The following is an 18568-nucleotide window of genomic DNA, read 5'->3' on the forward strand; positions in this document are numbered from 1 at the left end:
TGCTTCGCCCATCCAACCAGACGGGTCTGACATGGACGCGAGGGCAGGCCCTCCCTGGCGCCCGCCGGGACAGCACGGCCTTGGGTGGCAGGCGGTGCGAACTGGTCCGACTGTCGGACCAGTTCGCGGACATCGCCCCCGGCAGGCGGCTTCTGCCCGTGGCCTGCCCTGGTGTCCGTTCCAGCACTCCGTCACGGCCTACCGCTGCGCTCCGTGCGTCGCGTGTTCTCGTGGGAGCTTCGGCCGCCGGGGGCTCAAGAACCGCGGGAGACCTGTCCAGCCGCCGTGCGCCTCCCACGTGTGAAGGCGCTTGCCGGCACCGTGTCCTCTGGACACGATGCTGGCCGGAGGGTTTCCCCGTGAGCCACACCTATGAGTACCCGCGCCCGGCGGTGACGGTGGACTGCGTCGTCTTCGGGTTGGATGAAGAGGACCTCAAGGTGCTGCTCATCCAACGCGGCGTGGAGCCGTACCAGGGCCGGTGGGCGCTGCCCGGCGGCTTCGTGCGCATGGACGAGTCCCTGGAGGACGCCGCGCGCCGTGAGCTGGAGGAAGAAGCGGGCCTGCGCACCAGCCACCTGGAGCAGCTCTACACGTTCGGTGCTCCGGACCGCGACCCCCGGGGCCGCGTCATCACCGTGGCGTACTTCGCGCTGGTGAAGCTGTCCCAGCACCGCCTCCAGGCGTCCACCGACGCGCGTGAGGCGGCGTGGTTCTCCGTCTGGGACACGCCGAAGCTCGCGTTCGACCACGCGGACGTGCTGGCCACCGCGCTGCAACGGCTCAAGGGCAAGGTGCGCTACCAGCCCATCGGGTTCGAGCTGCTGCCGCCCAAGTTCACGCTGTCGCAGCTCCAGCGGCTGTACGAGACGGTGCTGGAGCGCGAGCTCGACAAGCGCAACTTCCGCAAGAAGATCCTCGCCATGGACCTCTTGGAGGAGCTGGACGAGGTGGAGCAGGACGTCTCCCACCGCGCCGCGCGCCTCTACCGGTTCGACCACAAGAAGTACAAACAGCTCGAGAAGGCCGGCTTCAACTTCGAGCTCTGAACACCCCCACCTCCCGTCACGCCCATCGGCGCCCGCTGACAGGTTGTCCCACGTTGCCTTGACTTCGTGTTGTATTGACACTATGTTGGTGTCGTAGATACACGAAGCTGGTCGGCTTGGGGCCGTCCACTCGCCAGCAGGTTCCTGTGTCGTGCGTGCCCTTCGAGGGCCACGGGAGAGCCATGTCCACGCTGCCCTTCGATGTCGCGGTGGGTTCGGTGCAGGGGCGGGAGCACGCGCGCTCGGGACGCAACAACCAGGACGCCGCCTGCGTCCGGGAGAGCGAGCACGGGCTGGTGGTGGTGGTGGCGGACGGGTGTGGCAGCCAGCCGTGCAGTGAGCTGGGGGCGCAGCTGGGCGTGCGGCGGCTGGCGCAGGCGGCGCAGGCGAGGCTGGCGCGCGGCGAGACGGTGGACGGCGCGGACTTCCTGCCCGGGCTGCGCTCGGACCTGTTGGAGCTGATGGAGGGCCTGGCGTCCACGCTGGGTCGGGACGTGCTGGGGGACCTGCTCTTCACGCTGGTGGGGGCGGTGATGACGCCGGCTCACACGCTCGTCTTCTCGTCGGGGGACGGGGTGTGGATGCTCAACGGCGAGGTGCACTCGCTGGGGCCGTTCCCGGGCAACGCGCCGCCGTATCTCGCGCACGCGCTGCTGCGCGGAGAGGACGTGCGGCTGGAGCCCCGGGCGCTGGTGCCCACGGAGGACGTGCACGCGCTGCTGGTGGGCACGGACGGGGTGGGGGACCTGCTGGGCCTTTCGCAGGCTCGGCTGCCGGAGCGCGATGAAGCGGTGGGCCCGCTGTCGCGCTTCTGGACGGAGGACCGGTACTTCACGAACCCGGACGCGGTGCGACGGCGGCTCGCGCAGCTCAACCGCGAGTCGGTTCGCGCGGACTTCGCGGAGCGGCGGCTGCTGCGCACGCCGGGCCTCCTGACGGACGACACCACGCTGGTGGTGCTGCGCCGCCGGGTGGGGAGGGCGTGAGGCCATGGACGTCTGGCTGGAGGGAAGGAAGGTCCGGTTGGATCCGCAGCACGCGCTGGGCAAGGGCGGTGAGGCGGATGTGTATGACCTGGGCGATGGCCGCGCGCTCAAGGTCTTCAAGCAGCCCGAGCACCCGGACTACCTGGGCCTGTTGCCCGAGCAGGCCGCGGCGAAGGCCCGGCTGGTGGAGCACCAGCGCAAGCTGCGCGCGTTTCCCTCGGGCCTTCCGGCGCGAGTGGTGACGCCGCAGGCCCTGGCCACGGACAAGAAGGGCGCGGAGGTGCTGGGCTATGCGATGCGCAAGCTGGACGGCGTGGAGCCGCTGCGCCGGTGGAGCGAGCCCGCGTTCCGGCGCGCGGGAGGCAAGGCCGCGGACGCGCTGACGGTGCTGGCGGGGCTGCACCGGGGGCTGGCGGCGGTGCACTCGGCCGGGGTGGTGGTGGGGGACTTCAACGACCTGAACGTGCTGACGGTGGGCACGGACGCGTACTTCATCGACGCGGACAGCTTCCAGTTCGGTCCCTTCCTGTGCCCGGTGTTCACGGAGAAGTTCCTGGACCCGCTGCGGCTGGACCCTGGCGCGCGGACGCTGACGCCCTCGCGGCCGGCGACGGTGGAGAGCGATTGGTATGCCTTCGCCGTCACCGTGATGCAGTCGCTGCTGTGCGTGGGGCCGCAGGGGGGCATCCACAAGCCGAAGGCGCAGGCGGCCCGGCTGAACGCGGTGGGACGGATGCTCCAGCGCGTCACGGTGTTCCATCCAGACGTGCAGTACCCCAAGCCCGCGCTGCCCCGGGCCTCGCTGCCGGATGACTTGCTGCACCTGTTCCACCAGGTGTTCGTGGAGGACCGGCGCGGCGCGTTCCCTCTACCGGTGCTGGAGGGGCTTCGCTTCACGGTGTGCGCGTCGTGTGGCCTGGAGCACGCGCGGGCCGCGTGTCCCACGTGTCAGCCGCACGCGATGGTGGCGGCCACGCCGGTGTCGGCGGTGCGCGGACAGGTGACGGCGAAGCGGACGTTCACGACCCGAGGCGTGCTGGTGCACGCGAGCGCGGAGGACGGGTCGGTGCGCTTCGTCTACCACGCGGACGGCGCGTACCGGCGCGAGGACGGGCGCACGGTGATGCGCGGCGCGCTGGACCCGACGCTGCGCTGGGCGGTGCAGGGGGACGTGACGCTGCTGGGACAGAGGGGGCGCGTGGCGGTGTTCACGCCGGGCCGGGAGCAGGAGTTCCTGGGCGTGGATGTCTGCGACCACCGGCCGGTGTTCGCGGCCAACGCCAGACACCGGTTCTGGGCGTCGGATGGCGGGCTGTGGCGGGACGGTGTGTACGGGGCCGAGCGGTGGGGGGACGTCTTGCAGGGGCAGACGCGGCTGTTCGTGGGGCCCCGGTTCGGTCTGGGGTTCCACCGCGCGGCGGGGCTCCGGGGGGCCTTCCTGTTCAACGTGGAGCGCAAGGGCCTGCGGGACGGGCTCGCGCTGCCGTGGCCGTCAGGGCAGCTGCTGGACGCGGAGGCCGTGTTCGACACGGACTCGGTGTGGCTGCTGCTCGCGGAGGAGGCCAACGGCCGCACGGTGCACCACGCGGTGCTGCTGGGCTTGGACGGAGCGGTGCGCGCGAGCGCCCGGGCCGACGCGGGGGACGGCTCGTGGCTGGGGACGCTGGGCGGAAAGTGCGCCGTGGGGGGCGCGCTCTTCTGCGCCACGGACGCGGGGCTGACGCGCGTGGAGCTCCAGCAGGGCCAGTTGGTGGCGGTGCGCGAGTTCCCGGACGCGGAGCCGTTCGTGGACGCGGGCCGGGGGCTCTTGCTGTCGCGTGAGGGATTGACGGTGGTGGGGGCCCAGGACCTCACCGTGCTGCGGATGACGTGAAACACACACAGGGGGATGGACATGAAGAAGACGACCGTGAAGGAACTGCCGCTGCCCGGGTTCTACAATTCGAACCACGCGGCGGAGTACGGCTACGGCGCGAACGCCGGGAAGCTCCAGCGTGACGCCGGAGCGTGGAAGGCGGCGCAGGGCGTGACGGCGGCGGCCACGGACCGCTTCAACCTGCACCTGCTGCTCATCGACGTGCAGAAGGACTTCTGCTTCCCGGATGGCTCGCTGTACGTGGCGGGGCGCAGCGGGCGGGGCGCCATCGACGACAACCGCCGCATCGCGGAGTTCATCTACCGGAACCTGGGGTCGCTGACGAACGTCACCGCGACGCTGGATACGCACTTCGCCTTCCAGATCTTCTTCCCGTCCTTCTGGGTGGACCAGGACGACCAGCCGCTCCAGGCGTACCGCGAGGTGACTCGCGAGCAGATTGAGCGCGGCCAGGCGAAGCCGAACCCCGCGGTGGCGAAGTGGCTGTGCGGCGGCAACTACCCGTGGCTGCTCAAGCAGGTGAAGTTCTACTGCGAGGAGTTGGAGCGCGCGGGGAAGTACACGCTCTACCTGTGGCCGCCGCACTGCCTGCTGGGCAGCGACGGGCATGCGCTGTCGGGCGTGGTGCAGGAGGCGCGGCTGTTCCACTCGTACGCGCGCGGCGTGCAGTCGTGGGCGGAGGTGAAGGGCGGCAACCCGCTGACGGAGAACTACTCGGTGCTGCGGCCGGAGGTGCTGATGCGGCATGACGGCCAGCCGCTCGCGCAGCGCAACACGCAGTTCCTGAAGACGCTGCTCACGTCGGACGCGGTGGTGATTGGCGGACAGGCGGCCAGCCACTGCGTGAAGAGCAGCATCGACGACCTGCTGGGAGAGATCGTCGCGCAGGACGCGGCGCTGGCTCGCAAGGTGTACCTGCTGACGGACTGCATGTCGTCGGTGACGGTGCCGGACGGCAAGGGCGGCTTCGCGGCGGACTTCACGCCGCAGGCGGACGCGGCGCTCAAGCGCTTCGCGGACGCGGGCATGCACCTGGTGAAGTCCACGGACCCGCTGGCGAGCTGGCCCGACCTGCACCTGCCGTGACGTCTGGCATTGACACTCACACGAAGGGAGACACGGACATGAGCAAGGCGAACGGGACGGGTGTCACGAAGCTCTTCGAGGACGCGCACGCGGAGGGCATCCTCAGCCCCGCGGGGCTGCAGACGCTCACGGTGGTGGACCTGGGGGCGCAGATCCAGGCGGGCCTGGGCATCCACGTGGATGACGTGCAGGCGAGCGAGGTGGTGCTGGTGACGGTGATGCCGGATGACTCCGGGAGCATCTCGCACGCGGGGCACACGAAGACGGTGTGTGACGGGCACAACCTGGTGCTGGACGCGCTGCTGGCGAGCCAGCAGAAGGACGGCGTGCTGTTCCACACGCGCTACCTGAACGGACACGTGCTCAATCCGTTCCGGCCGCTGGAGGACGTGGTGCGGATGCACTCCAAGAACTACTCGGCGGACATGGGGACGCCGCTGTACGACCAGGCGGTGGTGCTGCTGGGCACGGTGCTGGCGAAGGCGCAGGAGTTCAGCGGCAACGGGGTGCCGGTGCGCACGGTGACGCTGCTGATCACGGACGGCGCGGACGCGGGCTCGCAGAAGGCGCGGGCGAAGGATGTGGCGGCGCTGGTGAAGGACCTGCAGCGGGTGGAGAACCACATCGTCGCGGCGATGGGCATCGACGATGGGGTGACGGACTTCCGGCGCGTGTTCCAGGAGATGGGCATCTCGGACCGGTGGATTCTGACGCCGGGGCAGAGCGCCCAGGAGATCCGCGCCGCGTTCCAGGTGTTCAGCCAGTCCGCCGTGCGCGTCAGCCAGGGCGCGGCCAGCTTCAGCCGCACGGCGCTGGGTGGGTTCGGAGCCTAGCGGGCCCGGCGTCACGCCCGGAGGAAGCCGCCGAGCAGCTCGCGGACCTCCTCGGGGCGCTCCTCGGTCACCCAGTGGCCGGTGTCCCGGAGGATGTGGGGCTCGACCTGGGTGGCCACCGCACGCGCCTGCGCGACGAGCGGTTCGCCCATGGACTTGTCACCGCCAATGACCATCACGGGCATGGGGAGTTTGTTGCGGGCCAGCTCCCGGAAGGCCTTCTTGTCCTGGTCCAACGCCTGGAAGTAGCCCCACGTCGAGTGGAGCCGGCCCGGGGCCGCGTAGGCCTCCGTGTACGCCTGCCGTTCTGCTTCGCCGACAGCTTGGGGATTGGCGGCGAAGTCGCTCCAGAAATGGTCGAAGTAGATGCGCTCGCGCCCCTGCACCAGCTTCTCCGCGGTGGGTCCGTTGAAGGTGAAGTGCCAGACCTCCAGGCTGCGCATGACCTGGTCGGACCAGGGCTCGATGCCCGGCAGGAACGCGTCCAGGAGGGCCAGGCGTTCGACGTCGCTGGGGAACAGGGCTGCGTAGGCGTAGGCGACCATCAGGCCAATGTCGTGGCCCACGACGGAGACCTTGTCGAAGCCGAGCTTCTTCACCAGCGCGCGCATGTCGCGGGCCATCGTCTCCTTGTCATAGCCCTGCGCGGGAGCGGCGGACGCACCCGCGCCTCGCAGGTCCGGGATGAGCACGGTGTGCTGCTTCGCGAGCTCCGGCGCCAGGCGCCACCACATGAGGTGCGTCTGCGTGTAGCCGTGCAGCAGCAGGACGGGGCTGCCCCTCCCGCCGATGACGAAGTGGATGCGCGTGCCGTTGACGTCCTCGTCGCCTTCGCGGAAGCCCTCCGGGAAGAAGGGACGGACGGTGCTCGGCTGCTGGCGTGTCATGGGCGCCTCCTCGCGGGAGCGGGTTCACGCCTCAGGGTGTGCATGCCCCGCGTGCGTGAGGCGCCAGGTCGAGCGGGGAGTCCGGCGCTCGGGTCCCCGGAACCCTCAGGCGTCCTGGGGCGGCAGCAGGCGGGACTGGATGAACTCCAGGTACTTCGCGTCGTCGCCTTCGAAGAGCTCCTCGCCTCCGCCCATGAAGGCGCGGGCGAGCTCGTCGGCCGCGCGGGCTTCGTCTCCCAGCTCCAGGGCGCTCTGGCCGAGCCGCAGGTGGATGAAGGGATTGCCGAGCCCTCCCGGCGAGTGGACGGCTTCGCGGAAGTGTTCGCGGCAGTCCTCGAAGCGCTCGAGCTGGAAGTACATGTCGCCGATGGCGGCGCGCACCCAGGTGTTCTGCTGATGGTCGCGGGTGGGCTCGGGAATCAGGGCGAGGGCGGCCTTGAAGTGTTTCAGGGCCTGATCGAAGTCGCCATCACCCGCCGCGGTGTCTCCCTGGGCGCAGAGGTCGGTGATGCGCTGGTGGGTCTCATCCGATATCGACGTCATCCGTGCTCCGGGACCGGGGGAGGATCGCGGTCCGCGGCACAGTGTAGATGACCTGTCGTGAGTTGGAGACGCCGCGTGGGCACGAAACCGTGGGGCCGGGCTGGCTGCTGCTGCTGGTGTTCTGGGTGGGCTGCGCCAGCGGACCCACGGTGCGGCTGCGCACGGAGCAGGGGACCCGGACGTATGCGCCGGCCACGTGGGACCGCCGTGTGCCGGTCAGTGCGCGGGAGTTCGAGGACGCGCTGACGCGGCTGGTGCTGGAGGTGCCACTGACGGTGCGGGCGCCGAAGGTGGTGCGCGCGGTCGCGAAGAAGGGGGCGCAGCTGGACCTGGGGCTCGGGTTCATGTTTTGGGACGGATATGGACGTTGGTGCCGGGCGCATGAGGCTCCGGGAGACTGTCTGTCCTTGCTGGAGGATGGAGCGGGCTTCGGTGAGCTGGACCGGCTGACGCTCGCGGTGGGCATGTCGCTGGAACCGTTGCGCGCGAGCATTGGAGCCGCGCTGTAGGACACGCTGAATCCGGAGTTCTTTGTCTCAGTGGTGGCGGGGGCCATCACTTCGTGGGTGGTGTTGGCCGCGGCACCGGAGCCCCTGTTCACCAAGGCCGCTGCGGTGATTGCCGCCGTGTTCCTGGCGTACGTGGGCGTGCAGTCGTTCCTCGCGGTGGTGCGCGCGTGCGGTGCGCTGAAGGCGGCGACGGATAGGGCTCAGACGTTCCAGGAGCTGGAGGAGGCGGCGGAGGTCTTCGCGCAGGCACTGGGGCCAGAGGTGGCGCGCGTGTTCGTGCTCGCGGTGACGGTGCTGGTGAGTCACGGCGTGACGGTGGGGCTGTCATCCGCGCTCTCGTTGATGCCGCGTTTCCCGGACGCGGTGCGGCTGGGCTCGGCACAGGCGGGCTTCAACCCGGCACGTGTGCTGGACGTGAGCGCCGTGGCGGTGGTGGCCGGCGTGCTTTCGCTATTGGCTCTGGGCAGGCCCCAACCCAGATGAAACAACCGGCGTCGGTGGTTACTGTGGCTCTGCGGATGCTGAGCCAACGGCCCACTGTGTACTGAGTCTTCCGGAGAAGGGGGAAGTGGGTAGACGCGTCCTGACAGGACCTCTCCTGCGCGAGGTGCTCCGTGCCGTGGTGCACTGTTGGGAGCCGGTGTGGGGCGTCGTTGCATCCGAGCAGTACGGTGACGAACCCGGAACACGTCCGGCTGGCCACGGAGGTGCACCGGGTTCTCGATGCAGCCGGTCTACTGCGCGCCTTGTGATGACTCCGTCAGGAACACCTCCGCAGCCCCGGACTGACCCCGGGCCTGCGCTTCCATCCGGTGAAACGCCGTGAGCGTCCGCGCCAGGCCGTCCACTCCGCCGAACTGGAAGCCCAGCTGCGTGCCGTAGCGGACGCAGCCCTCCACCTTCTTCGGCAGGTGCTCCGTGATGTCCACCGCCAGCGGGCGCAGGCCCTGCGGCACGGCGGCGTCGGGGTGGGCCTTGGGCTGGCGCACGGCGTACGGCGTGTCCCGGTAGTAGAGGACCCGGTTCGCCGGGATGCCCAGCCCCTTCACGGCCCGCACCACCTGCACGTGGTCCACGTGGCTCCCCAAGGCCTGGGGCACGAAGACCCGGTCCGGCTTCAGGTCCCACAACACCGGCTTCAGACACTTCGCCACCCTTGCTTCGATGACGTCGTCCGCTCGCGGTGGCTGGAACAGCGCTTCCGGGCTCTCATAGCCCCGGTGCGGCGCTTCCTCCAGGTCTCCCCACCGCACCTGGTCCACGCCCATGCAGGCCGCGAAGGCGCGGTCCTCTTTCCTCCGCAGGGCCATGTAGTCCACCTCCGGCCCCAGCCCCTTCGATGTCTGGCATTGCAGCGCGAAGCCCTCCGGCTTCGGCACCGACCGCGTGAAGACGGTGACGAGCACCACCGTCCAGCCCTTCGCCTTCAACGCCGCCAACGTGCCTCCACAGGAGAAGGCCACGTCGTCCAGGTGCGGCGACACGAACAGGGCCGTGCTCATAGCAGGTGCGGCTCGGCCCGGAACCGGCAGGTGTGGTCCGCGCGCTCCTCCGTCATCGAGGGGTCGTAGAGGCGCGTCCACCGCGTGTCCGGCCGCGTGCCCGTCAGGTTCCTGTAGACGCCTTGAATCCTCCGCCCCACCGCCCTCCAGGAGTACAGCTCCCGCACCTCGCGCAGCGCCGTGGCCGCCAACCGCTCGCGCAGCGGCGCGTCGTCCATCAGCCGGCCCATCGCCTCCGCCAGCGCGGCGCTGTTCTTGGGCGGCACCAGCAGCGCATCCCTGCCGTCCTCCAGGCAGTCCACCACCCCCACCGCTCGCGTCGACACGATGGGCAGTCCGGAGGCCATCGCCTCCAGCAGCGTGTTGGAGAACCCCTCTGAATACGTGGGCGATACGAACAGGTCCCCGCTCCGGTACAGGTCCGGCGCCTCCGCGTAGGTGGACGCCCCCGTCAGCTCCACCACGCCCTGGAGTCCCTCCGTCGCCACCCTCGAGCGCACCGCCTCCACGTCCGGCCCAATCCCAGACACCCGCAGCTTGAACGTCCGCCCGTCCGCCATCAGCCGCTGCACGGCATCCAGCAGCTCCATCACCCCTTTCCGGGCGTCTACCCGGCCGTGGTACAGCCACACCGGCACGTCCCGCGTTTCTCCCAGCGCCGACTCACTCCTCGGGTGGAAGCGCTGCGTGTCCGTGGCGCCGGGGACGAGGGTGAACCGCTCCAGCGGGGTCCCGTGGTGCTCGCTCACCTCTTGCGCGAAGGACAGGCTCCCAATCAGCAGCGCCCCCGCGTGCCCCAGCACCGCGAGCATCGCCTGCTTGTGCGTCCCGCAGCAGGTGCCCACCCAGTGCCCATCCCCGCCCTGGATGGAGACGACGTTGGGCAAGCCCAGGAGCCTCGCGGCCTGCAGCGCCGCCAGGCCGCAGGGGTAGCCGTACTGCGCATGGATGAGGTCGAACGGGCGGCGCCGGTGCTCGCGCACCACCGTGTCCACCATCACCTCCAGGTCGTGCTCGAAGCTCGCGGGCTGGCCCTGGTTGATGCGCTGCTCACCCACCGACTCGCAGCCCAGTACGTGCGCGCCCGGGATGCCCGGCGGCGGCCCGCCCCCGTACACCGCCATGCCCGCGGGGTCGCTGCGGTACTGGCTCACCATGGTCACGTCGTGCCCGCACGCCACCAGCTCCCGGACCAGGTTCAGCGCATAGACGCTCATCCCCGAGATGGCCGGGAAGAAGCGCCGGGAGATGAAGCAGATCCGCAGCCCGTTCACGCTGTTCACGCCGCCACCTCCGCGCCCGTCGGCAGGCGCTTCCTCAACCATTCCAGCGCCCGGGGCACCAGCTCGTGCGCCCGGTGCGCGTCCCGCGACAGCTCCACGCAGACCAGCCGGTCGTAGCCCGCGCGCGTCAGCTCGCGCAGGACCGACGGCACGTCCACGTCCCCTTCGCCAAACGGCAGGTGCTCATGCACGCCGCGCTTCATGTCCTCCAGCGCCACCGTGCCCAGCACCTGCGCGAACTCGCGCACGGCCTCCGCGGGCGTGCGCTCCTGCGTCACCAGCAGGTGCCCCACGTCCAATGCCAGACGCACGCCGGGCACGCACGCCTGCAACTGGCGCCAGCCGTCCACCGTCTCCACCAGCATCCCCGGCTCCGGCTCCATCGCCAGCACCACGCCGCGCGCCGCCGCGTACTCCGCCAGCCGCGCCACGCCGTCCACCAGCCACGGCCACGCGGCCTTCTCCGTCACTCCCGGGCGGGGCACTCCCGCCCAGAAGGACACCGCCTCCCCCCGGCACGTCGCGCAGATGTCCACCGCGCGCTTGAGGAACTCCCGCCGCCGTGCACGGCCCTCCGCCTCCGGGGTGATGAGCGTGGGCTCGTGCTTCCTCCGGGGGTCCAGCAGGAAGCGCGCCCCCGTCTCCACCACCAGCCCCAGGCCCAGCCGCTCCAGCCTCGCGGCGAGCTGCTCCGTGCGCCGCTCGAAGTCCGGCGCGAACGGGTCGAAGTGGTGGTGGTCCAGCGTCAGCGCCACGCCGTCGTAGCCACTGTCCGCGATGAGGCCCAGCGCGTCCTCGAAGCGGTGGTTCGAGACGCCGTTGGTGTTGTACGCGAAGCGCAGGGCCATGGCTCACTGCCCTCCGAAGCGGCGGCTCGCGAGCACCGCCGGCACCGCGTGGCGGTCCGGCTCCCGGTAGAGCGCGTACAGCCTCCCCACGCGCGCCTCCGCCAGCCGCGCGTTGAACCAGACGGGGCCGCCCAGCCGCTCCTCGGCCTCGGGCGTCAGCCGCACCGGCTGCGCGCCCGGCGGCGGCGCTCCCAGGCCCACCAGCGGGTCCCTGCGCTCCAGGAGCCGCGCCGCGTTGCGCTCGCCCACGCGGTTGTACGTCATCGTCTCCACCTCCAGGCCCGGCACCAGCGCCTTCACCACGTGCACCTGGCGGCCCGGCGGCGACAGGTCCGCGACCAGGATGTCCAAGCCCGCCGCGTGCAGCTGCCTCACCACGTGGTCGCACCGGAGCGAGGGCTCCTCCACGGTGGGCGAGCTGGGCAGGTCCTCGAAGCGCACCGTCTGGCGGACCATCAGCGTGCACGCCGTCAGCTCGCGCAGCGCCTGGGCCGGCAGCCGCGCCCACTCCACCATCGCGTTCAGCGCGCGTGGCTCCTCCGCGTCCAGGTCCACCTGGGGCACGAAGCGGTCCATGTATTCCGGCGGCGCCACCCGGGCCACGTGGCTCAGCGGCCCGTGCATGAACGCCTTGCGCGCGCGCGAACAGGCGTACTCCAGCAGCGCCTTGCGCAGCGCCCGGTCGCGGTCCGGGTCGGCCGCCTCTCCGCACGCCGTCACCATCAGCGGCTGGTCCCCCACGGACGGGTCGCGGCCCACCACGTACAGGTTCACCAGGCCGAAGTCCGTGCTGGCCAGCTTCGCCATCACCTCCACGCCCGCGCGGCGATAGCGCTCCAACAGCTCGCGCACGTCCGGCGCCAGGTCCGCGCCCTCCAGGTCCAGCACCACGCCCTGGTCCATGGCGCGGTACATCAGCCCGTTGCCGTCGCGCTGGATGAGCTCCAGCAGGCCGTGCGCCAGCGCCTGGGGCCGCGTCAGCCCCGCGCCCTGGCCGTTGGTGATGGGCGTGATGAGCGGGGTCCGCCCCTGCAACTGCCCGGGGTGGATGGCGACGTACTCCTCCGGGACCAGCACCCGCTCCCCGGTGGCCAGCCGCTGCAGCTCCACCCAGACGAGCGGCAGGTCCGGTTGATACGGACTGCCCGCGGGCAGCCCCAGCGTGAGCGGATCCGCCACCGCGGTGGGGCCTCGCGCGCGCACCAGCGCCGCGTAGCTGCCGTGCACGCGCGGCATGCGGTGCATCGCGAGCTCGCAGAAGGTCTCCTCCACCAGCTCGCCCAGCGCGCCCACCCGCGCCTCTTCGTCCGTGCGGCCGTAGCCGTTGCCGTGCAGCACCGCGCCCGTCCCGCCCCCCAGCGCCAGGCTGGCGGAGGCCACCGGAATCCCCAGCCGGTCGATGGGGTCGATGCGGAACAGCTGCAGGGCGCCGGTGGACATGGCGTGGTGATACGCGTCGATGGCTCGGGCAATGCTCATGACAGTTCCTCCAAGGGCAGGGGACGGGTGTGCGGCATGCCCGAGAGCAGCCGGTCGAACAGCGCCAGCGCGTGCCGGCGGGTGACGCCGCGCGCGAACTCGAACGAGGTGAAGACATTCTCGAACGGGAGCTGCTTGAGCACGGCGCGGTAGCGGCGCAGCTCGCCGTGGCTCAGCGGAATCGCGGAGTGGAAGCCCTTGTGGCAGGACAGGCCCTTGGGCCTGCCTTGCGCGTCCAGGTCCACCTTCAGCGCGTCGCCGCAGAACAGCGAACGGGTGCGCGCGTCGTACAGCACCATCTGGCCCTCGTAGTGGCCCCCCACGCAGTGCAGCGTCAGGTCCGTCGCCAGCGCGTGCTCGTCATCCACCGGCCAGCGCACCTGGAAGGCCTTGCTGTAGGGCACCGCGTCCCGGTGCAGCACGAGCAGCGGGTCGAAGTGCTCCTGCAGCTGCCACAGCGCTCCGAAGCCGTGCGGGTGTGACGCGGACAGCATGTGGATGCCGCCCATCACGTCGATGAACTCCAGCGCGGGCCGCGAGTACCAGGGCGCGCCCTCGAAGCAGACGTTGCCGTCCGGCCTGCGCAGCAGCCACCCCGTGGAGCCCAGGCCGAAGGTCGGCGTGCAGGTGAAGCCCCAGATGCCGGGCAGCGTCTCCTCCCAGCGCGTGGTGAGCCGCTCCGACACCTGGCCCGCCGTCTGGAAGTCCCAGCCGTCGCGCGGCAGCGCGTTGCGCACGTCCAGGCAGGTGGGACAGCCCGTGGGCCGCTCGCGAGGGAAGCCCGGCTGCCACGTGCCGCAGTGGGTGCAGGCGTAGCGGGTCAGTGGCATGGCGGAAACGCCTTTCCCGTCTGCGTCGCCTGCGTCAGCAGCCCCACCAGCCGCACGTCGCGCTCCGGCGCGAACGGCTGCGGGCGGCCCTCCAGCACGCACGCGGAGAAGACCTCCACCTGGTGGAGGAAGGGGCTCCGGTCCTCTTCCGGCGAGAGGGGGACCCACGTCTCCTCTCCCGTCTTCGCGTCGGTGAGCGACAGGGAGCCGCCGGGCGTCTGGCCCATCGTCTTGGAGGCGAGCGCTCGCGCCCGGGTGCCGATGAGCTCCAGCGTGCGCCGGGGGTACGCGTCCGGGCAGTTGTAGGCCACCTGCAACAGGCCCAGCGCGCCGCTCTTGAACTGGCCCATCAGCACCGCGCCGTCGTCCACGGCGTAGCGGTGCACGCGCCGCTGCGTCATGGCGGTGAGCGACGCCCACTCGTCGCCCAGCACCACCTCCAGCAGGTCCAGGCCGTGCGGCGCCAGGTCGATCATCGCGCCGCCGCCGGCCTGCTCCGGGTCGATGCGCCAGTTGTCCGGCGCCCAGTCCGCGGGCAGCCAGCAGGCGTAGTGGATGCGCGCCTGGGTGACGGTGCCCAGCACGCCCTCCTTCACCAGCGTGCGCAGCTTGCGGTGCGCCGCGTGGTGGCGCTGGTCGAACGCGGTGGCGTAGTGCACGCCCGCGCGCTGGCACGCGGACACCATGCGCAGGCCGTCTCGCGGCGTGACGGCCATGGGCTTCTCGCACAGCACGTGCTTGCCCGCGGCGGCGCACGCCTCCGTCATCGCCGCGTGCAGGTGGTTGGGCGTGGCGATGTAGACGGCCTGCACGTCCTTGTCCGCCAGCACCGACCCCAGCGCGGTGTAGCGCTGCACGTCGTCCGCCGGGATGCGCATCAGCGCCTCCGCGTTCGCGTCGCACAGGGCCACCAGCCGCGCGTTGCTCGCGCCCTGGAGCGCAGGGATGACGTAGTCCCTCGCCACCCAGCCACAGCCCACCACCGCCCAGCCCAGCCTCCGGGCCTTCGGCTTCGCCTCGAACATGGTCACCGCCTGTTGGGAAGGTTCATGGCCACACCGCCGCGTCGCGCAGGACGCCGTTGCCGAACGTCTGGAGCGGGCCGGGGTGGATCAGCTCCAGGTCCTCCATCGCCTGGCGCAGGGTGAAGCCCGCCGCGCGGGCGTGGGCCTCCAGCTCCAGCACCCTGTCCAGCGCGTCCGCGGCGTTGAAGGCGCGCGCCTCCGCCGAGTCCACGTTGCCGGTGAGCGCCAGCGCCTGCCGCACGACACCCGCCAGCCGCTCCGGCAGCGAGGACAGGGCCCTCTCCGTGAGGCGCTTCATGACGGGCTCCAGCAGGTCCCCCAGCAGCGCCTCCCCGCCGTAGCCCGCGTCCGGCAGCGCCGCGTTGAAGAGGTGGTGCGAGAGCCCCGCCACGAAGGGCAGGGCGGGGGACGCGCCGAAGCAGGGCGCGACGAGCACCGCGCCCACCGCCACCGCGTAGCAGTGGTCCGCGTGGCCCTCCTGCGGCGAGACGATGATCCGCGCCCGCCCGGGGAACGTGGCCCCGGCGCGGGGTTGATGCACCAGCCGCTCCACGAACAGGGGCGGCGGCACGTGACACGCCTCCTCCGGCGTCTGGGAGAGCGCCACGGACAGCCGCTCCCTCAGGCCGGGCTCCAGCGGCGCGGCCACCGCCTCCAGGCCCCGGTGCAGCACCCGCGTCGCGTCCAGCGGGGACAGCCCCGCCCGCTGGAGGACGTCCAGGTCCAGGCCGCCCAGCCGCACCGCCGCCAACGCGCGCGCCGTCTCCCGCAGCGCGACGATGCGCGGCTCCATGCCGGAGGCCAGCGCGGCCCAGGCCCGGCGGAAGCCATGCGCCGCCAGACCGTCCGGGTGGTCCGGGGTGCGGATGCGCTTGAGGTCCATCAGCTCCGACAGGAGCGGGCGGAGCTCCGCCAGACGGCCGGGGGACGCCGTGTCACGCGCGGGTGCGTTCATGGCTTCAGCCCCTGATGCGTTCCGGGCGGCGCTCCGCCTGCTGCCCGCGGCCCTTGGAAAGCCACGTCATCAGCCGGCGCTGCTGCTCCGCCATGGCGTGCTCCACGGGTTCGCCGTCTTGGGACATGGGGGCCTTGAAGAAGCAGCCCAGCGCGTCGATGACGCCGCACTCACCCCGGCGCTTCGCCAGGTCCAGCGTGCGCGCCAGCTCCACGACGAGCGGCGCGGCGAGGATGGAGTCCTTGCAGAGGAAGTTGAGCTTCAGCTGCATGGGCTGCCCGAGGAAGCCCGTCACGTCGATGTTGTCCCAAGCCTCCTTGTTGTCCCCTCGCGGGCGGTAGTACTGGATTTGAACGACGTGGTCCTGGACCTTGTAGCCGAGGATGCTGTCCAGCGCGGCGCCCTTGGTGTCGAGCTTGTTCTGCTTCGACGCCGGGTCGTTGAGGGCCTCTCCGTCGCGGTTGCCCAGGATGTTGGTGGAGTACCAGCCGTCCACGTGCAGCGCGCGGTCGCGCAGCGCGGGCGCGAGCACCGTCTTGAGCAGCGTCTGCCCCGTCTTGCCGTCCTTGCCGGCGATGGGCGCGCCGGTGCGCTTCGCCAGCAGCAGCAGCGCGGGCACGTCCGCGGCGACGCTGGGCGTGAAGTTGGCGAACGGGATGCCGTCCACGATGGCCGCGTACGCGTAGAGCATCGCGGGGCCGATGTCCGGGTCGTTCGCGTCCAGGGCCTTCTCGAAGGCCTCCGGCGTGGCGAACTCCGGGCGGGTGAGGTCCACGGCCTTCTCCGTGGAGGCCAGGTTCACCACCACCACGCGGTCCAGCTTCTGGTCCTGCTTGAAGCGGGCCAGGTCGTCGCGGAGGGCCCGCGCCTGTTCGCGCAGGGTGCGCGCCTTCTTGTCCGCGGTGCCCACGACGTTCTTGCAGAACTTCGCGTTGGAGGCCGCGGGCCACGGCCGCATGCGGCCCAGCGTGGGCGCCACCGCCTCCAGCTGCGCCTCCGTCAGCACGGCGTGGTTGCGCGCCGCGTGCGCCAGGTCGTCCTCGAACAGGTCCCAGCCGCCAAAGGTCAGCTCGCCGTACTCCACCAGCCCCAGGCCCTTCGCATCCGCCAGGGGCAGGCCCCGCGTGTCCACCCGTCCCCGGCGCAGGAGCTCCATGCCCGCCACCGCCGTGGTCGCCACCGCGCCGCCCAGTCCCACCACCGCCACGCCCAACCGCTCGTTGCCCGCCATGTGTGAAGCCCCTCCCCCACCGTTGTGCCCCGTGCTCTCGCGGCGACACCTTGGCGGCGCCCCGGGGTGACGGGAGCCCCGTGGCTGGAAGCGCTTCCTGCGCCCACCCGCTGCGAGAGTTTCGGGAAAGTCCGCACTCCCTGGGGGCTTTCAACTCAGCCCCCGGACGGTGCGAACTGTCGGCTGGTGGAGGACGGTCTCAGACGTGTCGCAGCTTCCAGCCGCCGCGCCGGAAGAGGGCGGCGCTCGCCAGGCCGAGCGCTCCATACGTGACGGCGATGGCGATGAACGCGCCCGAGGGGCCCAGGCCCAGCGGATGGGAGAGGACCCACGCGAGCGGCAGCTGGAGGCCCCAGGAGAAGAGGGCGTTCACCACGGTGGGGGTGGTGGTGTCGCCCGCGCCGTTGAAGGCGTGGGGCAGCACGGTGACGAAGGCGTAGAGGGCCAGGCTGCAGCTGACGATGCGCAGGCAGCGCACGGCGTGCAGGCCCACCTCCGGCTCGGTGGTGAAGCGGTGGATGAGGGGCTCCGCGAAGAGGAGGAAGCCCACCGCCACCACGCCCAGGAACGCGAGCGTGTAGAAGCTGGCGCGCCACGCGGCCCGCTCCGCGCGGTCGGTGTCGCCCGCGCCCAGGCTCTGGCCCACCAGCGTGCCCGCCGCGTGGGACAGGCCCCACGACGGCTGCTGCGCGAAGAGCAGGACGCGCATGGCCAGCGTGTAGCCCGCGAGCGCGGTGCTGCCGAAGGTGGCCACGATGCGCATCAGCACCAGCCAGCTGGACATGCCCAGCAGCGACTGGAGCGTGGCGCCTCCCGACAGCTTCAGCAGCGAGCGCAGCGTGGAGGCCTCCACGCGCAGGTGGCGGCGGCGCAACTCCAGACGTCCGCTGCCCTTGAGCAGGCGGTACACCTGATACAGCACGCCCGTGGAGCGGCCCACGGTGGTGGCCAGCGCGGCGCCGGTGACGCCCATGGCGGGCACGGGGCCCAGGCCGAAGATGAACAACGGCGCGAGCACGATGTTCACGGAGTTGGCCAGCCACAGCGCGCGCATGGACGTGGCCGCGTCCCCCGCGCCGCGCAGGATGGCGCTGATGAGGAACAGCAGCATGATGATGGGGAAGCTGGCCAGCATCAGCCGCGTGTAGCCCGCGCCGTGCTCCACCACGCCGGGCGCGGCGCCCAGGGCCAGGAGCAGCGGACGCGCGAAGTAGCTGCCCGCGAACGCCAGCGGCACGGCCAGCGCGAGCCCCAGGCCCAGGGCCTGCACCGCGGTGCTCGCGGCGCGCTCCGGGTCCTTCTGCCCGATGCGGCGCGCGATGAGCGCGGTGGCGCCGATGGACAGCCCCAGCGGCAGGGTCTGGAGGAGCGTGAGCATGGACTCGGTGAGGCCCACGGTGGCGATGGCGTCCGCGCCCAGGTGCGACACGAAGAGCACGTCCACCAGGGCGAAGACGGACTCCATCACCATCTCCAGCACCATGGGCACGGACAACAGCAGGAAGGCGCGATCCACGGGCCCGGTGGCCAGGTCCTCGGTGGAGCCCTTCAACGCCAGCCACAGGGAGGCAAGGAGGCCCCTGGCTCCAGTGGTGGAGGGGGCGGCGTCCGGGGCGAGGGTTTCAGGCGGGGGTTGCGTCATGGAT

The 18568-nt window shown here is 71.3% G+C and carries 19 protein-coding genes and 1 pseudogene; 9 read left to right on the forward strand and 11 right to left on the reverse strand.

Annotated features, from left to right (window positions below; all coding sequences use genetic code 11):
• The first annotated feature begins 359 nt into the window (after positions 1–359).
• From D7W82_RS08280 to D7W82_RS08300, 5 genes are all read left to right on the forward strand, one after another.
• Positions 360–1049, forward strand: a complete 690-nt coding sequence (locus D7W82_RS08280; protein ID WP_120617808.1) for an NUDIX domain-containing protein — start codon at positions 360–362, stop codon at positions 1047–1049.
• A 182-nt stretch (positions 1050–1231) separates the two neighbouring features.
• Entirely contained in the window at positions 1232–2035 is an 804-nt protein-coding gene (locus D7W82_RS08285) for a protein phosphatase 2C domain-containing protein (RefSeq protein WP_120617809.1), read from the forward strand.
• A gap of 4 nt (positions 2036–2039) precedes the next feature.
• On the forward strand, positions 2040–3908 hold the full coding sequence (locus D7W82_RS08290; protein WP_120617810.1) for a hypothetical protein: 1869 nt from the start codon (positions 2040–2042) through the stop codon (positions 3906–3908).
• Between the two features lie 21 nt (positions 3909–3929).
• Positions 3930–4997, forward strand: coding sequence for a nicotinamidase (locus D7W82_RS08295; RefSeq protein ID WP_120617832.1), 1068 nt, complete (start codon positions 3930–3932; stop codon positions 4995–4997).
• A gap of 38 nt (positions 4998–5035) precedes the next feature.
• Positions 5036–5830 (forward strand): hypothetical protein, encoded by a 795-nt coding sequence (locus tag D7W82_RS08300; protein ID WP_120617811.1) that lies wholly within the window; start codon positions 5036–5038, stop codon positions 5828–5830.
• 11 nt (positions 5831–5841) lie between these two features.
• Here D7W82_RS08300 and D7W82_RS08305 read toward each other — a convergent pair whose 3' ends face one another.
• Entirely contained in the window at positions 5842–6717 is an 876-nt protein-coding gene (locus D7W82_RS08305; RefSeq protein ID WP_120617812.1) for an alpha/beta fold hydrolase, read from the reverse strand.
• A gap of 105 nt (positions 6718–6822) precedes the next feature.
• Positions 6823–7260: a M48 family metallopeptidase gene (locus tag D7W82_RS08310; protein WP_120617813.1), complete on the reverse strand. Its 438-nt coding sequence runs from the start codon at positions 7258–7260 to the stop codon at positions 6823–6825.
• 62 nt (positions 7261–7322) lie between these two features.
• On the opposite strand from D7W82_RS08310, the gene D7W82_RS41415 reads away from it, so the two are divergent.
• The 4 genes and pseudogenes from D7W82_RS41415 (at position 7323) to D7W82_RS42535 (ending at position 8521) form a co-directional block, all read left to right on the forward strand.
• On the forward strand, positions 7323–7769 hold the full coding sequence (locus D7W82_RS41415; RefSeq protein WP_233587381.1) for a hypothetical protein: 447 nt from the start codon (positions 7323–7325) through the stop codon (positions 7767–7769).
• 33 nt (positions 7770–7802) lie between these two features.
• On the forward strand, positions 7803–8252 hold the full coding sequence (locus D7W82_RS41420) for a hypothetical protein (protein ID WP_233587382.1): 450 nt from the start codon (positions 7803–7805) through the stop codon (positions 8250–8252).
• A 19-nt stretch (positions 8253–8271) separates the two neighbouring features.
• A pseudogene (locus tag D7W82_RS42530) lies at positions 8272–8377 on the forward strand (Imm52 family immunity protein); the annotation flags it as partial.
• 63 nt (positions 8378–8440) lie between these two features.
• Positions 8441–8521, forward strand: coding sequence for an Imm52 family immunity protein (locus D7W82_RS42535; protein ID WP_370450955.1), 81 nt, complete (start codon positions 8441–8443; stop codon positions 8519–8521).
• Here the strand turns inward: D7W82_RS42535 and D7W82_RS08320 are convergent.
• The 9 genes from D7W82_RS08320 to D7W82_RS08360 all read right to left on the reverse strand — a co-directional run bounded on the left by D7W82_RS08320 (position 8504) and on the right by D7W82_RS08360 (position 18564).
• Positions 8504–9271, reverse strand: a complete 768-nt coding sequence (locus D7W82_RS08320) for a PIG-L deacetylase family protein (protein WP_120617814.1) — start codon at positions 9269–9271, stop codon at positions 8504–8506. The genes D7W82_RS42535 and D7W82_RS08320 overlap by 18 nt on opposite strands.
• Positions 9268–10554, reverse strand: coding sequence for a glycosyltransferase family 4 protein (locus tag D7W82_RS08325; protein ID WP_233587383.1), 1287 nt, complete (start codon positions 10552–10554; stop codon positions 9268–9270). Before D7W82_RS08325 ends, D7W82_RS08320 begins: the two co-directional genes overlap by 4 nt.
• Positions 10551–11402, reverse strand: coding sequence for a sugar phosphate isomerase/epimerase (locus D7W82_RS08330; protein WP_120617816.1), 852 nt, complete (start codon positions 11400–11402; stop codon positions 10551–10553). Before D7W82_RS08330 ends, D7W82_RS08325 begins: the two co-directional genes overlap by 4 nt.
• Before the next feature lie 3 nt (positions 11403–11405).
• Positions 11406–12881 carry a YcaO-like family protein gene (locus D7W82_RS08335; RefSeq protein WP_120617817.1) on the reverse strand — a complete coding sequence of 492 codons (1476 nt, stop codon included), beginning with the start codon at positions 12879–12881 and terminating at the stop codon, positions 11406–11408.
• Positions 12878–13711 carry a hypothetical protein gene (locus D7W82_RS08340; protein WP_120617818.1) on the reverse strand — a complete coding sequence of 278 codons (834 nt, stop codon included), beginning with the start codon at positions 13709–13711 and terminating at the stop codon, positions 12878–12880. The genes D7W82_RS08335 and D7W82_RS08340 overlap by 4 nt, the downstream gene beginning before the upstream one ends.
• On the reverse strand, positions 13702–14736 hold the full coding sequence (locus D7W82_RS08345; RefSeq protein ID WP_120617819.1) for a Gfo/Idh/MocA family protein: 1035 nt from the start codon (positions 14734–14736) through the stop codon (positions 13702–13704). The genes D7W82_RS08340 and D7W82_RS08345 overlap by 10 nt, the downstream gene beginning before the upstream one ends.
• Before the next feature lie 22 nt (positions 14737–14758).
• A complete protein-coding gene (locus D7W82_RS08350; protein WP_120617820.1) occupies positions 14759–15691 on the reverse strand; it encodes a hypothetical protein in 933 nt (310 codons plus the stop codon).
• A 4-nt stretch (positions 15692–15695) separates the two neighbouring features.
• Positions 15696–16922 (reverse strand): inositol-3-phosphate synthase, encoded by a 1227-nt coding sequence (locus D7W82_RS08355; RefSeq protein ID WP_120617821.1) that lies wholly within the window; start codon positions 16920–16922, stop codon positions 15696–15698.
• Positions 16923–17121: 199 nt separating this feature from the next.
• Positions 17122–18564, reverse strand: a complete 1443-nt coding sequence (locus tag D7W82_RS08360; RefSeq protein ID WP_120617822.1) for an MATE family efflux transporter — start codon at positions 18562–18564, stop codon at positions 17122–17124.
• Between the last annotated feature and the right edge of the window lie 4 nt (positions 18565–18568).

The sequence above is a fragment of the Corallococcus sp. CA049B genome (genome assembly GCF_003611685.1).
Lineage (GTDB): Bacteria > Myxococcota > Myxococcia > Myxococcales > Myxococcaceae > Corallococcus > Corallococcus coralloides.